8 protein-coding genes, 1 pseudogene and 1 other annotated feature (1 of these 10 running past the window's edge) are annotated in these 17,971 nt (G+C 52.0%); of the genes and pseudogenes, 3 read left to right on the top strand and 6 right to left on the bottom strand.

The genetic code is table 11. The annotated features are described in order from the left end of the window. Window positions 1–79: a binding site (T-box leader), on the bottom strand (it extends 184 nt beyond the left edge of the window). A 50-nt stretch (window positions 80–129) separates the two neighbouring features. Next, a complete protein-coding gene (locus tag JI735_RS04805) occupies window positions 130–1,686 on the bottom strand; it encodes a tetratricopeptide repeat protein (RefSeq protein ID WP_039833351.1) in 1,557 nt (518 codons plus the stop codon). A 178-nt stretch (window positions 1,687–1,864) separates the two neighbouring features. On the opposite strand from JI735_RS04805, the gene JI735_RS04810 reads away from it, so the two are divergent. Next, complete coding sequence (locus JI735_RS04810; protein WP_039833352.1) at window positions 1,865–3,064, top strand: oxalate decarboxylase family bicupin; 1,200 nt, start codon at window positions 1,865–1,867, stop codon at window positions 3,062–3,064. A gap of 398 nt (window positions 3,065–3,462) precedes the next feature. Then, window positions 3,463–4,530 (top strand): LLM class flavin-dependent oxidoreductase, encoded by a 1,068-nt coding sequence (locus JI735_RS04815; RefSeq protein WP_202677125.1) that lies wholly within the window; start codon window positions 3,463–3,465, stop codon window positions 4,528–4,530. Between the two features lie 84 nt (window positions 4,531–4,614). Here JI735_RS04815 and JI735_RS04820 read toward each other — a convergent pair whose 3' ends face one another. The 5 genes and pseudogenes from JI735_RS04820 to JI735_RS04840 form a co-directional block, all read right to left on the bottom strand. Beyond that, entirely contained in the window at window positions 4,615–5,184 is a 570-nt protein-coding gene (locus tag JI735_RS04820) for an RBBP9/YdeN family alpha/beta hydrolase (protein ID WP_039833353.1), read from the bottom strand. A gap of 570 nt (window positions 5,185–5,754) precedes the next feature. Next, a complete protein-coding gene (gene arsC / locus JI735_RS04825) occupies window positions 5,755–6,174 on the bottom strand; it encodes an arsenate reductase (thioredoxin) (RefSeq protein WP_039833354.1) in 420 nt (139 codons plus the stop codon). Between the two features lie 22 nt (window positions 6,175–6,196). Further along, a pseudogene (locus JI735_RS04830) lies at window positions 6,197–7,485 on the bottom strand (arsenic transporter). A 57-nt stretch (window positions 7,486–7,542) separates the two neighbouring features. Continuing rightward, window positions 7,543–7,878 carry an ArsR/SmtB family transcription factor gene (locus JI735_RS04835; RefSeq protein ID WP_411830111.1) on the bottom strand — a complete coding sequence of 112 codons (336 nt, stop codon included), beginning with the start codon at window positions 7,876–7,878 and terminating at the stop codon, window positions 7,543–7,545. A gap of 300 nt (window positions 7,879–8,178) precedes the next feature. Continuing rightward, complete coding sequence (locus JI735_RS04840) at window positions 8,179–13,017, bottom strand: invasin domain 3-containing protein (RefSeq protein ID WP_202677127.1); 4,839 nt, start codon at window positions 13,015–13,017, stop codon at window positions 8,179–8,181. 534 nt (window positions 13,018–13,551) lie between these two features. Here JI735_RS04840 and JI735_RS04845 point away from each other — a divergent pair. Beyond that, a complete protein-coding gene (locus JI735_RS04845; protein ID WP_233476257.1) occupies window positions 13,552–17,937 on the top strand; it encodes a helix-turn-helix transcriptional regulator in 4,386 nt (1,461 codons plus the stop codon). Window positions 17,938–17,971: the final 34 nt, after the last annotated feature.

Below are 17,971 nucleotides of genomic sequence, written 5' to 3' on the forward strand. Positions count from 1 at the left end.
CCTTTCCTTGCCCCTTTTCAGCGTCCGGGGCTCTCTGTAAAAGAACGGATATATCTACTCTTCTCATCATCGCATTTGATTATAATTTCTTGTATTTTACAAAATAACTGCGCTGCTGTAAAGACAGCCTCAGCCCCCGCTGAGCGCCGCCAGGAGATCCAATGCCTCCTCATGCTCCGGCTCCAGCACCAGCGCCTGGCGGGTGTACTCCAGCGCGGCCTCCAGATCCTCAAGCTCATAGCTGCAGATGGCCAGGCAATAGAGCACTGTGACGACCGGCTCATCCTCCGTCTCCCGCAGCGATTGCGCCAGAAAACGCCGCGAATCTTCGTACAGTCCCATCTCGAACAGCAGCAGCCCGCTGTCCAGGGCGAGATCATATTTTTGCGGCATCGGATAAAAGCCTGTCCACATCCGGTCGATCCCCAGCTTCAAATCGAGAATCTCCTCATCGCTGGCATCTTCCAGCAGGCCGGAAATCCGCTCGGCACTCTGGATGAACAGCTCGGCATCATAGCCGCCCAGCCGCCAGAAGCCCAGAATCTGCTGCAGCCCGATGGTGTCGTAGTTCTGGTCGATCCAGAGCTTCAGACTGAAGAAGTCATCGGGCCCAAAACGTTCGATGAACCTGCGGTAGGCCAGACGGGTCTGGACATGGCGCAGCGGCTCCTCCAGCATAAAGATGCAGCCCACATTCAGGTTCTTATAATGATGTTCGGTAAATGAAGCCAATGCGCCTTTTTGTTCAAAATAGCACACCAGCGCATGATAGTTGGCTGTAAGTGAGATGCTGCCATGATGGATCAGCTTCGGCGGCTCAGCAAATTCCCAGTTCTCCAGCCGGTGGTCGCCCTTGTCGGCGGTCAGCAGCAGGAAGCCTGCCCCGGACAGCGCACTCAGCCGCTCCATACATTCCAGCGCCGCCGCCGGGAAAAGTACATGCGAATCCTCCAGCTTCTCCTGATAGAACGCGATTACCTCGCGGTACGGGTAGAACTTCTCTTCATAGCCTGCTGCCCGGCGGTAGTGATACTCCGGAATCAGATCCCTCAGCACCTCGGAGGGCCCCATCGTGTCTGACTGTTCCGGGTACTGCAGCGATACCTCGCACTCATATATTTTGCCTTCATCTACATAGAGCAGCTCCTGCGGGATACTGTCAAAAAAGTAGTTGGCGATCACCATCAGCGGCTGTGCCAGCATCCCCGGTGTTATCACCTTTCCACTTTCTATAAGATGCAGTTCAGTATCCGCAACGGCATCGAAACGCGCGAAATCGAGGATGCCCTGCTCCACAAAAGGGATCAGGCCGGGATGCTGCTGCCAGCCGGTGATATTTTTCCACGGAAGATCGCTCATGACATAGGTAAACGGAGGCAGCGGCAGCCCCGCATAATCCATTAATTCACACAGCTTCTGCAGCACATGGAACGCGAGGCGCCCGGCACCTGCACCCAGCTCCAGAATAATGACCGGCTCCGTGGTGTGCCCCATCCCCGCCCGGTCCTGCAAAAACCCGAAGATCATCTCCGCATAGCCGGTCCCGATCATCGGATTGCTTGTAATATACTGCGGAACCTGGTCGTTTTTCCAGGCCTGCATCCCCAGCTCTTCATAATATTTGCGCTGCAGCTCCCATATCGGGGCTTCGCTGAAGCGGTAGCGTATTGGTCCGCTGTCTGTCATATGTGTATACCCTGCTCTCTATAATCTTCTGGTTAATGTTCTCTTAGTACTCCATTATTAAGAATCCATCTTCGAGCGGTCTCTGTCAATTCCTGATTTGCAATTGTGGGCATCTTCAAACGGCCTTCCGGCATATATTCTCTATTAAGCAATTGCAATCAGGAAAGGAGCCAGACCCATGGAATCCCCGGAACATGGTTCAGCCAAAAAAGCAGGCATTCCCCAGCCGATACGCAGCGACGGCGCAGGCAACGTAGACCTTGGCCCCCGCGATGTGATGCGGGACCGGGAGAACCCGGATATGTTCATCCCTCCGGTTACGGACAATGGACTCATTCCCAATCTGAAATTCTCTTTCTCCGACGCCCATATGCAGCTTAATCACGGCGGCTGGTCCAGAGAGGTAACGGTTAGAGAATTGCCCGTTGCCACCACCCTTGCCGCAGTTAATATGAGCCTGACTCCGGGCGGCGTACGGGAGCTGCACTGGCATCAGCAGGCCGAATGGTCCTATATGCTGCTTGGAAGTGCACGGATTACAGCGGTGGACCAGAACGGCCGGAACTTTATTGCCGATATCGGCCCGGGGGATCTGTGGTATTTTCCTCCGGGTATTCCCCACTCCATTCAAGGGCTTACAGAAGGCTGCGAATTTTTGCTTGTTTTTGACGACGGCACGTTCTCCGATCTCAATACCCTGTCCCTCTCCGACTGGTTCGCCCATACACCGAAGGAAGTGCTGTCGGCCAATTTCGGGGTGCCGCCTTCGGCCTTTGACTATCTTCCGAAGGATCAGGTCTACATCTACCAGGACCAGGTCCCCGGCTCCCTGCAGAGTCAAAAGGTACAATCTCCCTTCGGCGAAATTCCGCTGAGCTTCAAGCACCGGCTGCTGGCCCAGCCTCCGCTGAAAACGCCGGGCGGAAGCGTGCGGATCATTGACAGCTCGAATTTCCCCATCTCCAGGACGATCGCCGCAGCGCTCGTCGAGATTGAGCCGGGGGCGATGCGCGAGCTGCACTGGCATCCGAACAACGATGAGTGGCAGTATTATCTGGCCGGAGAAGGCCGCATGACGGTCTTTGGCGGCAACGGTGCCGCCCGTACCTTCAATTACAGGGCCGGAGATGTCGGCTATGTTCCTTTTGCCTTCGGACATTATATCCAGAATACCGGCAAGGAAACCCTCTGGTTCCTGGAAATGTTCAAAAGTGACCGCTTTGCCGATGTTTCACTGAACCAATGGATGGCCCTCACGCCTGAAGAGCTTGTCAGCAGCAATCTGAACGTGGGGCCGGAGCTGATAGATGCGCTGCGCAAGATCAAATGGCCTGTCGTCACCTATCCGGGATATGGCGGGCCGGAGCGAAAAGCATGAGGAGGAAGGATCACAGGTTCCACAGGAGATCCATTCAGCAGCATAATGATTCAGGGGATGAAGTAATAACCTCAGTTATCCCTTCATAGTCTGTATTAGGGGAACAAAGCAGCTCCTTGGGAGAGGGGATGCGGTCCGAAGAGCCATCCTATACTTAAGGATTGGAGGCCGGACCCCTATGAGTACAGACCAGCTCATTGCCTTGCTCGTTCTTGTCATCATGATTGTGCAGCTTGCCGTTGGCAAAAAAAAATCCTAAACACAGCACTACTGCATCCGCCTGCCGCCCATACTTAATGGGTGGCGGGTATTTTTTATGATCCAATTCCACTTACTAAAGTTGAGAAACATTAAAAAATATAGTAAGATAAAGATACGAAAAAAGGAGGCGGATTGAAATGTCCAAGATGGAAAACAGTATGGAAATCGGCATCAGCACATTTTTGGAGACTACACCGGACCCGGTGACCGGCGAGGTCATCAGCCACGCCGAAAGACTGCGTGAAGCGGTAGAAGAAATTGTACTCGCCGATCAGGTCGGCCTGGATGTATATGGAATCGGGGAACATCACCGCGCGGATTATGCCGGCAGCGCCCCTGCTGTAGTGCTCGCTGCGGCGGCGGCTATGACGAAGAATATCCGGCTCACCAGTGCCGTTACTGTACTGTCTTCGGATGATCCGGTGCGCGTCTACCAAGCCTTCTCTACGCTGGACGGCCTCTCGGGCGGCCGGGCGGAAATCATGGCGGGCCGGGGCTCTTTTATCGAATCCTTCCCGCTCTTCGGCTACAGTCTGGATGATTATGACGAATTGTTCGAAGAAAAGCTGGAGCTGCTGCTGAAGATTAGAGCCTCGGAAAAGGTTACCTGGCGCGGCGGTCATCGTCCGGCGATCAACAACCTTCCGGTTTATCCCCGCGCCGTCCAGGACCCGCTGCCGGTATGGATTGCCAGCGGCGGCAATCCCGAATCTGCGATCCGGGCAGGCATGCTCGGCCTTCCCATCGCGTTCGCCATCATCGGCGGCATGCCGGAGCGCTTCGCTCCGCTGGTCCAGCTCTACAAGGACGCTGCCGCCAAAGCAGGGCATAACCCCGACAAGCTGCAGATCGCCACACACTCGCATGGCTTTGTCGGTGAAACCACTGAACAGGCGGCCGCTTTGTTCTATCCGTCAACAATGGCCCAGATGAATGTGATCGGGCGCGAACGGGGCTGGGGCCAAGCCTATAACCGTGCGACTTATGACGATGCCCGCAGCCTGCGGGGTGCCCTGTATGTAGGCGATGCCGAATATGTCGCCGAGAAGATTCTGCTGCTGCGCAAAAATCTCGGCGTTACCCGCTTCTTCCTGCATGTAAATGTCGGCACCATGCCGCACCGCGAAGTCCTGCGCGCCATCGAGCTGCTGGGCACAAAGGTTGCCCCGATTGTGCGCCGGGAGCTTGCGAAAGGCGCTCTGTAAAAAAAGCCGCCTGACCTTACAAAACAAGGGATGCTGCATCGCCATAAGGTTTACCTGTGGCGGTCCAGCATCCCTTGTTATAGGTTATGGTAAAATGACCGAATTGCGAAGACACAGCTCCAGCATCATAGGCCAAGGACCATGACCGGATTCCACGTTGATATGCCCGCTGTTCGGGAGGATGAGATTGGGCAAGCCCAGTTTCATATAAGGCACCGCATCTTCTACTGAGCAAAAGGGGTCTGCCGAGGAATGAATGAACACCGTTCGCTCTGCGCCGCTCACCACTTCCTCCAGATTTGCGGGAATCGGAAAAAAGCTTGCCACCTCTGCGAAATCTGTCGCTGGAGATACAGGAGATACCAGAATGGCCTGCTTCATAGTGCGGCGGGGAGCCGAGCATACGTAATGGAACCATAGGATACAGGCCAGACTATGGGCAATCACGGTAACTTCCTCTTCTTCAGGAATGCCCGCGGTCACCTGATCAAGCGTCTCCATCCAGTCTTTTCTTTGCGGCTGATCCTTCTCAGGAAATTCGGGGTAATATACCGTTTCATCCCGTTCCAGCAGCTCGTGAGACAGCCAGGTCTGCCAATGATCCGGTCCGCTGCCCCCAAGTCCATACAGTATCAGAAAGCTTCTTTTTGCCAAATTTGATCCATTCCCTTCATCTTCATCTGGGTAGTGGTGTTTACCTCAATTTATAAGAAGATAGTAAAGACCTTTCACACCTTTGTAAACCCAGAAGAACAAAACGGCTGTGCCGTGCTCCACGGGACAGCGCAGCCGTCTTGGTTCTAGCGTTACCTGGAGAACGACTCCCCATGAATCCTACGGCAACTCTTTAAGTGGAAAAAGGTTACCTAATTTGCCGAAGTACCCTACCCTCGGGCAGATGAAGTGGAAAAAGGGACACTAATTCCGCTCATTTCGCCCCTGACAAGGTAATATGACCCACTTAAGTTCCCTTTTTCCACTTAAATCACTCAATTGTTGATTTTCAGGAAAAATAAGTTCCCTTTTTCCACTTAGCATTGCTCACCTGCGTCTTTTCATGCGCTAGTTGGAAAAGAGCAAACGAATCTGGCTAATTTCCACCCTTTTGGGTGAACACGCTGAAATTCGCTTTTGCCCGTAATGAGCTCGGTGATAATTCGCCGCTATAGTTCTCTCCTATGTTCCCCCGCAGCAATCGCTCCCGCCACTTGGCCGTTCCCCTATTTACTCGCCGGTTTCCGCAAACCGCTTAATGCGCTCGCCCACCTGGTCGCGTACCCGCTGGAAAACCGCCCATTTCTCTTCATCCGTTCCCTGCGCTTTTGCCGGATCATCGAATCCCCAGTGCTCACGTCTCACCTGTGGTGGTGTAACCGGGCATCTATCAGCGGCATCGCCGCACAACGTAACGACAAGGTCAGCGTTTCCCAGCAGCTGCGGGTCAATGATGTCCGAGGTCTGCGCTGAAATATCAATCCCCGCTTCATTCATGGCTTGTACGGCTTTCGGATTCAGACCATGGGCCTCTATTCCTGCGCTGTACACCTTCCATTCATCGCTCAAGTATTTCTTGGCCCAGCCTTCGGCCATCTGGCTCCGGCAGGAGTTCCCTGTACACAAAAAATAAAGGGTTTTCTTGTCCATGATTCACAATCTCCTTTGAGTTTTAAAATAGCTTCAAGGTTATATAGAGGCCAAGCAGCGTGATGAACAGCGTGGGGATGGTCAGGATAATACCTGTTTTGAAATAGGTTCCCCAGGATATTTTTACCCCTTTGGCTGACAGCACATGCAGCCACAGCAGCGTTGCCAGAGAGCCGATTGGTGTAATCTTGGGTCCCAGATCGGAGCCGATAACATTTGCATAGATTAAAGCTTCCTTGATCAGCCCGAAGGTATGCGTTGCATCAATCGCCAGCGCATCTATCATCACGGTAGGCAGATTATTCATTACTGAAGAGATGACAGCGGCAATAAAGCCCATCCCCACGCTCGCAGCGAACAGCCCCTGATCGGCTACAGCCTGAATCACATCAGCCAGGACATCCGTCAGACCGGCATTGCGCAGACCATACACGACAACATACATGCCAATGGAAAAGAACACAATCGCCCAAGGCGCACCCTTCACTATTTCCATAGCATGCACATTAGGGCTCTTCCTTGCCATAACGAGGAAAAAGATTGCGACAATCCCGGCCACGGCCGACACCGGAATGTTCAGGAATTCACTGACGAAATATCCGGCCAGCAGAACCGCAAGCACAAACCAGGACAGCTTGAACATCTGCTTGTCTTTAATAGCCTCTTCCGGGTTTTTCAGCTGTGAGCTGTCAAAATTCCGCGGGATGCTTCTTCTGAAAAAGAGATACAGAACAAGAACACTTGCCCCAAGGAGAACAGGGTAGGGATTAGCATACGGCCAGCGTATTCCCTAAAGGTCACCCCGAAAAAATCCGCCGATACGATATTCACCAGATTACTCACAACAAGCGGCAATGAAGTGGTATCGGCAATGAATCCTCCGGCAATGATGAACGGAAAGACCTTCTTCTCATCAAAATTCAGCGCACGGACCATAGCCAGCACAATCGGGGTTAGAATGAGCGCCGCACCGTCGTTGGCAAAAAACGCGGCCACCACTGCCCCAAGCAGCGTGACGAAGAAGAACATCCGGGTACCACTCCCGCGTGCGGCTCTGGCCATATGCAATGCAGACCATTCGAAGAAACCAATTGTATCGAGGATTAAAGAAATCAGAATGATCGCGATAAATGCCAATGTGGCATTCCAGACAATCAGGGTGACATCGATAACATCGCCAAAGCGGACTACACCGGCAAGCAAAGCGAGTATCGCCCCGCCGCAGGCAGACCACCCGATGGACAGATTCCTGGGCTGCCAAATGACAAATACCAGTGTTACAACAAAGATAAGACCTGCTAAAATCCCCAAAAGTTAACCTCCAGTGTACATCCGGAATTCATCCGGGCCTTTCAAAAAACGTCTTGATTAATGCAATAATTCACAGCAAGCTGTCACCTGTGTTTTATTCAGCATGGCCAGGATAGTGGAAGCATCAGGTGTAAACCGAAGCACGGCCTGGATATGGGGCTTGTCCTCAACATTAAGGGAATAGTGTACCCACTGGCCTCTCTTCTGTTCGTTGACGATGCCTTTGCTTCTTAATTTCCGCAGGTGCTGGCTGATGGCAGGCTGGGAGATGTCAAAAATCTCAACAAATTCGCACACGCACCATTCCCGTTCCTTTAATAGAGACAGCATCAGGAGACGCGTTCTATCACCTAACAGCTTCAGGTCATCAGCGAGCTCGGACATATCTGCAATGACAGTAGTTTCCTCCATGACAGCCTCTCCATCCCCAGACATATAAGCCTGTGCTTATATACTAAACGAGGTCTTCAAAATTGGCAATCCACAAATACACATGACCCACTTCGGGCGTGTGTTCAAGGAAATCACCGGCCGGTCACCGCTGAAATACCGGCAGACCTACCGGCACATTGATCAGCTTAGTTACGGTATGAAATAGGCCCTTTAAAAAAAAGCATAAAACCGCCAGGTTGCTTCTTAGGCAACCTGGCGGTTGTGCTTACATTGCAGCCATCTTAGGCTAAGGCAGGAACATCACCCATTAATTAGTCCTGTTTGCAGCAGCATTCTATGCAGCAATACGGTCGTCTCAGCACGGGTTAATGCCTGCTGCGGGCGCAATTCATTGCCATACCCTTTCATAAGACCTTCATAAATCGCTGTCCGCAGCGCTTCACTTGCCCAGCCGCCAATTTGACTGCTGTCAGTGTAAAGGGACAGATCGACTTGTACTCCAATGTTGCTTGCTGGAGCAGCATCCGCTACACGCAGCGCCCGCATGATCGTTACGATCGCTTCTTGCCGCGATACTTTCTGGTCAGGTCTGAATGACCCATCACTGAAACCATTCATAATCCCGGATGCTTTTACTGCCGCCACAGCCCCGCTGTACCAGCTCAAGCCGTTTACATCCCGGAACCCTGCAGAATTGTCTCCTTCCGGCAACCCCAGCGCTCTTGCAAGCATTGCAGCGAATTCGGCCCGTGTAACCTCTGCTTCAGGAGCGAAGCGTCCTCCTTCTGTCCCCTGTACAATCATTCTGTTACTCATTCGGGAAATTTCCGCTTCCGCCCAGTGTCCCTGAATATCTGTTAATGGGGATGTTTTGGATACCACTACATAAGTGCTGTTCGTGAGACTGCGGATAACAGCAGCCCGGTGCCCGTCAACTATGGTGAATTCCGTTGGTACTGGGCGCACCCCTGAGTTCTGGTCCCATAGGATAGCTGTTGATGCCGCTCCGGCATTCTCGGGTAAGTAAATGACTCTTTCTACATAATGGTTAAAGCCGGTAACTTCTTTTTTCTTGCCATTCCCCGTTACAAGGACATTGAAATGTACTGGATCGGTTGCCAGTTGAAAACCATTTATATTGGCCTCCACTTGCAGTCCTGTTTCCCGCTTGCCACGCTCGATGATAATCCGGGCCTCCACATCGTTTGACCAAGTGGTCTCCCGGTTAATCATTTCAGCCAGTGGCAGGCGATATTGGCCAAATTGTGTTTTTATAGTAATTACAGCCGTCTTGCCGGCCAGGATTGGGACTATACTGCCGGTAAGCCTGAGCGCCAGTTGATCCGCCTCTTCTTCTACTGAAATCGATAGATTAGCTTCAGCTGTATTGGATAGCGAATCAAGGACCTGGGACAGATTGTCCATATTTAGCAGAACATCAATAGCTTTTGCTCCATCGGCATTTACTTTACGTGTGGCAAGCCCCGTTACTTTTTTGTCATTAATCCAAACCACCGGTGCATTGCCAGGCGACGGCTGACTCGAAGGGCCGGGAGCAACCGAAGGGCTGCCCGGAACTGATCCGGAATCCGGAACCTTACTGGCCGCTGAACGAATCACGTTGAGCGTGTAGGTTTTAATTGAACCGTCCTGCGCCTTGACACGGATCTCAAACTTATTTGGACCTGTTGCAAGAACATACTCTCTGGTTGGGACATTACTGTCTACCTGGAGATCGTTCACACTAACGGCAGCATATACATTTGCAGGGGTCAGCAGCATCTTCAAACCATACACCGAATCACTGACTTCGAGCGTGTTGTTTAGTTTCCCCGCGTCAAAATCAAACTTCACCGTCCCGCCAAGTCCGATTAGCTGCCAGCCCATCAAGTTCGAATTGCTGCTCAAAGGCACGATATTCTGGATTTCAATCAGGCTAACATTCGCGTTGCCCGCTGTATCTGCCGCATAGACTGAATAAATTCCATTCTCCTGTACGGTGAAATGGTCCTTAATTGGTGTTCCCTCTGTATCAAAATAAGAGACCGGACGGCTTCCTGCTGCCCATTTAATTGAAGAAATGCTATTGTATTCGCCATATACTGACGCATAAACCGCAACACGCACACTGGAGAAGGTTGGAGCGGCAGAATCAACCTGCAATTTGATCACTGGAGGCTGGTCGTACGTAAATGTTATATCCACCGTTTGGTCCATTAATAGACCACTTTCTTCTTTAGCAGAATATGTCACTTTCTCTGCCACTACATTGCTGACCGCAAATGCGGCAAGGCCTTCCGCGTTGGTCAATCCATATACTTCATTGGTGACGGAGCTTCCATAAACTTCTTTAATAACAGAGCTTCCATCTTGAGCTTGAAGCTGCACCCGTTTTCCAGCAAGCGGATGGCCATATTCGTCTTTAAGCTTCACATAGATCAAAGCTTGACTTTTGCCATCCGCCCGTACGACCAGATCGCTTGCCGTAACTGTAGAGTGAAATGAGCTTACTTCACCCGGTAAAAGCTGAACCGTTACCGTTGAGGCTAGCGCACTGCCATCGGCAGTGGCACTTATCTTTGCGGTCCCTACCGTTGTCGGTGCTGTCAGCGTCGCCGTATAGGTCCCGTTATGGTTGTCCGTTACGGTGCTAACCGTACCTAATGTCGATGTGACCAACACCACCGCCCCTCCAGTCGTCAGCGCATTGCCCATCGCATCCTTCAGCTTCACCGTCACTGTTGTCTTGCTCGTTCCGTCTGCCTTCAACGAAGCATCTCCTGACTCGACTGTGCTGTTCGCAATCGACGGACTTCCCGCCACGAACTGGACCGCTGCCGTCTCTGTCAATGCTGCACCGCCGACGGTTGCACTTACGGTCGCCGTTCCGGCCGTGGTCGGCGCTGTCAGTGTCGCCGTGTAGGTCCCGTTATGGTTGTCCGTGACTGGACCCACCGTACCGGATGTCGACGTGATTCCCACCGTCGCCCCTCCAGTCGTCAGCGCATTGCCCTGCGCATCCTTCAGCTTCACCGTCACTGTCGTCTGGCTCGTTCCGTCTGCCGTCAACGAAGCATCTCCTGACTCGACTGTGCTGTTCGCAATCGACGGAGTTCCCGCCACGAACTGGACTGTTGCCGTCTCTGTCAATGCTGCACCGCCGACAGTTGCACTTACGGTCGCCGTTCCGGCCGTGGTCGGCGCTGTCAGCGTCGCCGTATAGGTCCCGTTATGGTTGTCCGTGACTGGACCTACCGTACCCTGCGTCGCTGCAACCGTTACTGCCGCCCCTCCAGCCGCCAGCGCATTGCCCTGCGCATCCTTCAGCTTCACCGTAACTGCCGTCTGGCTCGTGCCATCCGCCGTCAATGAACTGGTGACCACTTCTATTGTGCTGTTCGCAATTGACGGGGACCCGGCCACGAACTGGACTGTTGCCGTCTCTGTCAATGCAACACCGCCGACGGTTGCACTTACGGTCGCCGTTCCGGCCGTAGTCGGCGCTGTCAGCGTCGCCGTGTAGGTCCCGTTATGGTTGTCCGTGACTGGACCCACCGTACCGGATGTCGACGTGATTCCCACCGTCGCCCCTCCAGTCGTCAGCGCATTGCCCTGCGCATCCTTCAGCTTCACCGTCACTGTCGTCTGGCTCGTTCCGTCTGCCGTCAACGAAGCATCTCCTGACTCGACTGTGCTGTTCGCAATCGACGGAGTTCCCGCCACGAACTGGACTGTTGCCGTCTCTGTCAATGCTGCACCGCCGACAGTTGCACTTACGGTCGCCGTTCCGGCCGTGGTCGGCGCTGTCAGCGTCGCCGTATAGGTCCCGTTATGGTTGTCCGTGACTGGACCCACCGTACCTTGCGTCGCTGCAACCGTTACTGCCGCCCCTCCAGCCGCCAGCGCATTGCCCTGCGCATCCTTCAGCTTCACCGTAACTGCCGTCTGGCTCGTGCCATCCGCCGTCAATGAACTGGTGCCCACTTCTATTGTGCTGTTCGCAATCGACGGAGTTCCCGCCACGAACTGGACTGTTGCCGTCTCTGTCAATGCTGCACCGCCGACAGTTGCACTTACGGTCGCCGTTCCGGCCGTGGTCGGCGCTGTCAGCGTCGCCGTATAGGTCCCGTTATGGTTGTCCGTGACTGGACCTACCGTACCCTGCGTCGCTGCAACCGTTACTGCCGCCCCTCCAGCCGCCAGCGCATTGCCCTGCGCATCCTTCAGCTTCACCGTCACTGCCGTCTGGCTCGTGCCATCCGCCGTCAATGAACTGGTGCCCACTTCCACTGTGCTGTTCGCAATCGACGGAGGCCCCGCCACGAACTGGACCGCTGCCGTCTCTGTCAATGCTGCACCGCCGACGGTTGCACTTACGGTCGCCGTTCCGGCCGTGGTCGGCGCTGTCAGCGTCGCCGTGTAGGTCCCGTTATGGTTGTCCGTTACTGGACTCACCGTACCGGATGTCGACGTGATTCCCACCGTCGCCCCTCCGGCGGTCAGCGCATTGCCTTGCGCATCCTTCAGCTTCACCGTCACTGTCGTCTGGCTCGTCCCGTCCGCTACAAGACTAGATTCAGCACTGGAGATCTCACTTAATGCAGGGGATGTGGAATAATCAGCAATCATGTACGTTCTGAAAGAGAAGTCATAATTGGCAGCCGCTGAATATCCTCTTGGGTACGGGCTCCCTGAGCTTCCATACCACCCGAAACCACTCGATCCTCCGAACTCCGTGGAAGCAACCATTCTATACATCGTGTCCTTCTGCAAATAAGGCGATGCTCCTGAGAAGTCAACCGACACCCAGCCTGGGCTATAGGAAGCAAGTTGCGCTTCAGCGAGCAATGTCGAAAGGCCGCTTTCCTTATATATTTTCAGCTTCAGGGCTCCCGGGGAACCATAGGTATCCATAATGTTCAGATCAATCCTGCTGAGATTCCCGGTAATCGCCGGAGTAAAGGTCTGATATCTTCCATAATCCGAATTAACCCATACATTCCCTGTTGCATTTTCCTGCTTTTGATCCAATAGCATTGGATCTGCTGCGGATACATACCCTTCAGAAGCCGGACCAAGAAGCACCATGAAAATCAGGGTCAAGGCAAGCCAGCGCTTGTATCGTTGTATACCTTTCACTAAATATCCTCCATTCTTGATTTCCCCATAAATCGAAATAACGCTTATGCAAGTTGCATTTTTATCTACCAAAACCGGACAGGTTTACCGATATAATGACTTAACTCACGAAAAAAGTGCCTCCCCCGACAATCAGCGCCGCTAATAAAAAAATGCCAAAATACCATTTTGTAAACTTAAAGCTTATCCCGGGTCCATCCCACCAAATCTTCACAAAGATCACAACGCCAAGAAGAAGAATACTAATAAAAGCAATTAGGGCATTCTCCATTTATTCACCTAGACCTCTCCCATTTCATAAATCAGCCAATTAGCCATGCCTTTAGCATAGAATTAATATTTAAAATTCTCTATACCTAAAAAGTTGTATCTTCCATTACAATGAAATGTATTCGCTACTAAGCCTAACATTAGAGGTGTCCGAAAATGAAAGTAAATCAACAAATCCACAGTGTTATCAGAAGCTCACTATCCGAAAATGCTGATTCTGGTTTTAACCTGCAGCATGACGCAGATATAACGCTAAGAGAATTCATGAAGGGACAGCCCTGCGTGAAACCGGAGGTGTTTCTCCCCCTTGCCAGGTCTATCACGGCAGGTGTCCTGCAGCTTCACCAGCTACAGACCCTTCATCTCGATTTGCGGCCGGAGCGGATCGGGGTTCGTTCCATTGGCCAAGAGGCTTATTTAATAGATTCAGGTTATGCGCTGCATCGCTCAGATAACGGTTACGTCCCTACGGCTGGCTATAGTATGTCTGACACGGGTTTACCCTATTGTTCACCTGAGAACACAGGCAGAATGCTGCGGACAGTAGATGAGCGAAGTGATCTATATTCTATCGGCGTTATTTTCTACGAATTATTGGCCGGACATCTGCCCTTTCTTACCGAAGATCCTCTGGAATGGGTGTATATGCACCTGGCACAAGCCCCTCCTCCACTTGCACAGAAACAGTCACATTTACCTGACGGCTTGGAGGCTGTTGTAATGAGGCTGCTCGACAAAAATCCGGACAACCGCTACCAGAATGTCGGTTTTTTACTGGCAGACTTGGACAAAATTGGACGTTCCCAAGAAACTATTTTCATGGAACCGGGGTTTCACGGAAGAGAATATGAGATTTCCATGCTGACCCAAGCCTTCTATTCTGCTTGCTTCGGATCAACAGAGATGGTCTACGTTTCGGGGGAAGCCGGAATCGGCAAAACGAGCCTCATGGACGAGGTTTTCCGCAAACAGCAGCATACCCGTAATTTTTTCTATGTCGCCGGAAAGTTCGAGCAAATATCTAAAGAAAGCCCCTATCATCCGATTATCCAAGCCTTTCGTGGATTGATGAGGCATTTGCTGGGAGAACGCGAGGAACAGTCCAAGCTATGGAGACAAAAGCTGCAGGGAACACTTGGGGCAAGCGCTAACGTAATTTCTGCGATTATCCCTGAAGTGGAGCTGATCCTCGGCTCAATGCCGCCTGCGGAGGAGCTTCCGGCCAATGAATCAAAGAAACGGTTCATCTATGTTTTCCGCAAATTTGTACAAGCTCTGGCCTCCAAAGAACATCCCCTCGTCCTGTTTATCGATGACTTGCAGTGGGCGGATTCTTCATCGATGCAGTTAATTCATGCGCTGCTGTGCGACCCGGAATGCCAATATTTGATGTTCATCTGCGCCTATCGCCCTAACGAAACAGACTGCAGCAAGCTGCCAGGATACGAGTTGGACGGGAGCGTTACCGACCAGGCAGTTATCCGCCATATTCATCTGTCACCGCTTAATCTTGAGCAAATGAACCATATTGTAATGGAGACGCTCAATAGCGGGAAGGATACTGCACTATCCTTTACGGAGCTGTTGTATCCTGAATCAGGCGGCAACCCGTTTCATTTCAAGCAAATATTGCTGCACCTTCAAGACGACGGTATCCTGGAATATAACCATGGGAGTCAATGCTGGCAATGGAATTTAGGACAGATTATCGGGCAGGAACCGAGCTATGCCATCAATGATTTGATGGAGCACAGGCTGCGGCGTCTCTCAAGCGCTGCGCAGGAGCTGCTCCAAATTGCGGCTTGCGCGGGAAGCACCTTCCACCCGGATTTGATAGCCCGCGTTGCTAAGCAGAAGACCGGGGAGGTCAATGCGGAATGGGCCGTGATTGAAGCCGAAGGCATGATTTTGCCATATGATACAGATAAGTTCCGTTTTGCCCACGATAATATCCAGAAACTGATTTACAGTCAGATGGAGGATGAGACGAAGCAGGCCATTCATATCCGAATAGGCACAACCTTGCAGGCTGCCGGGGATGAAGAGGACTTGTTTGATGTGGTCAACCATTTGAACAAAGGCTCCGGTAAAAACATGGATGAAGCGGAGAACCTTAGACTCGTACAATTAAATCTTGACGCGGGCAATCGTGCCAAGGCTGCTTCCGCCTACGATGTTGCGCTGGTTTATTTCAGAAAAGGGGTAGAACTGCTGTCCGAAGAAGCCTGGAACAAAACCTTCGGGCTCTGCTTCGAACTGCATGCGGAGCAAGCAGAATGTGAATATTTATGTGGAAATCTCAAGGAGTCTGACCGGCAAATCGATTCCCTGCTCAGGTCTGCGCGCAATCCGGCGGAGCGGAGCAGAGTTCAAATGATCCGGATTATGCAGTATATTAATCAAGGCAAATATTTGGAGGGCACTGCACTCGGTCTCGAAAGCCTGCGGGAGCATCATATCATCATTCCGCCCGATCCGGGAAAATTCGTACTGATGATAGAAGCGATGCGAATTGAGGTTCTTCTACGCAACCGGTACGATAAGCTCGCTGATTTGGAGGAAATGTCCGATCATAACCGGATAGCTGCAATGAATCTCATTCTTGCGATTATTCCCTCCACCTTCTTCACGAATAAAAAGATCTATTTCCTTCTGATGTGCAGAGCTATTCAATTATCCATTAAATATGGAAATACCCCTGTTTCCGCAGCAGTTTATTCAGCTTATGGCATGCTTTTGGGAAGTGCATGGGGCAAATTCGATAAGGGCTACGCCCTTGGCAAGGTCGGCATGGAGCTTTCAGAGCGTTATAATATCACTTCAGTTAAAAGCAAAACCTATACTATGTTCGGCGGAGTACTCTGCCAATTTGCCGGAAATGCACTCGAAGGTGAGGGATACCTGACCAAGGCGCTTCGCTTTGGCCTGGAATCGGGAGACTATGTGTTTGCCAGCTATGCAATTGGTGCGCATGTTAATTCGCTCTATACCAGAGCACCGTTAAGTGAATTTGCAAGAACCATAGCCGAATATATGGCGGTCCTTGATACTACAAATGACGGGTTCGTGAAGCAAAACTTCTATCTGTATCAACAATTTATTCTTGCCCTTCAAGGGAGGACGGCTGCGCCAGACTCCTTCAGCAGCGCTGGTATTGAGGAGGAAGAGTTTCTCTGCCGGATTCAGACTGAGGAGACCTCAGCCACCACCTTATTTCAATACAACACTTATAAAACCCAGCTTTGTTACTTGCTCGGTAATTATGAGGATGCCATTCAATGGGCGCGGCGGGCGGAATCCTATAAAGACTACGCGACACATTTGCCGCATTTGCCGGAATGCCTTTTCTATGAGTCGCTCGCCATATTGGCCGGTTCTGCACAGCCATGGAAAGAGGCCGGGGCTCATACCAGGAAGCGTCTCCTAAGCCATCTCGACCGTTTCCAAAAATGGGCGGCATGGAGCCCGGATAATTACCGGCCCAGATACGAGCTCCTTCAAGCCGAATTTGCCCGTGCTTCCGGCGAATTCATGAGAGCTGAAGAATTGTATGACAAAGCCATTCGTGAAGCCAGGGAGCAAGATGATATACAGGTGACCAGCCTATCGGGCGAGCTTGCCGCCAGCCACTACTGGAGTCGCGGTAATAAAAAAACGGCTGTATTTTATTTGCAATTGGCCCTGGAGGCATATACCGGGTGGGGCGTACAAGTGAAGCTCGCGCAGTTAGAAAAGCTTATGCGGCGCTGGCAGCGGGATGAGGATGCCGATACAGCATCCGAAAGCCTGCAGAGCCCGGCAGAGCCTGACAAAGCACGGCAAGCGGCAGAAACATCCGCCTCTCGTAATATGCCAAATGCCTTTGAAAACTTTGATCTTGCGGCGATCCTCAAAACCACCCAGGCGATAACCAATCAGATGGACATCGATACGGTGCTTGCAGAGATCATGAATACCATAATGAAGTACGCCGGTGCCAGCAAGGGTGCTCTGCTGATGGGCAGTAATGATGGACTCTATATACAGGTATATGCTGATTCTGAAGCGCAGGTTGCCCCCACACCATTAGAGTTGAATGACAGCTCTCTCTTGCCTGAGGGCATTATCAGATATGTTTTTCGTACGCAGGAGGATGTCCATTATTCCGGGGACGAGGACAGCTGGCTTATTCATAACCCGTATATTGCGAAGCATCGCCCCGGGTCCGCGCTCTGCATACCGGTAACCGTTCATAGTAATATGCTCGGGATTCTTTATCTCGAAAACAGGCTGGCAAGCGGTGTGTTCGCGTACGAGCGGATGGCTGTTCTTCAGGCTATGGCTTCAAACGGAATATTGATGTGCATGCTGCAAAACTCGGCTGAGCCATCCCTCCCGGAGCCGGGGCTAATCGAAGAACCCCCGCTATTGTCCCCTATAATGGAAGAGCCGCTCACAGATCGTGAGCTTGAGGTCCTCGCCTTACTGGCGGCAGGATTATCGAATAAGGAAATTGCCGATCAACTGATTATCGCCATAGGCACAGTAAAGGTGCATGTCAAAAACATCTTTGCCAAACTAAAAGTCAACCGGCGCACCAAAGCAATCGTTCAGGCCAAGGAGCTTAAGCTGCTCGATCCGTCCAAGGATCATTACGTCCGGATGCGATAGGCGAGAGCGGAGGCTGGAGAAGACTCTCTTTCCG

This window comes from Paenibacillus sonchi (assembly GCF_016772475.1).
Taxonomy (GTDB): domain Bacteria; phylum Bacillota; class Bacilli; order Paenibacillales; family Paenibacillaceae; genus Paenibacillus_AQ; species Paenibacillus_AQ sonchi.

What these genes read in the sequence shown, in the direction of transcription:
- JI735_RS04805 (WP_039833351.1), bottom strand. Translation starts at nt 1,686, where the DNA reads ATGACAGACAGCGGACCAATACGCTACCGCTTCAGCGAAGCCCCGATA.
- JI735_RS04810 (WP_039833352.1), top strand. Translation starts at nt 1,865, where the DNA reads ATGGAATCCCCGGAACATGGTTCAGCCAAAAAAGCAGGCATTCCCCAG.
- JI735_RS04815 (WP_202677125.1), top strand. Translation starts at nt 3,463, where the DNA reads ATGTCCAAGATGGAAAACAGTATGGAAATCGGCATCAGCACATTTTTG.
- arsC (WP_039833354.1), bottom strand. Translation starts at nt 6,174, where the DNA reads ATGGACAAGAAAACCCTTTATTTTTTGTGTACAGGGAACTCCTGCCGG.
- JI735_RS04845 (WP_233476257.1), top strand. Translation starts at nt 13,552, where the DNA reads ATGAAGGGACAGCCCTGCGTGAAACCGGAGGTGTTTCTCCCCCTTGCC.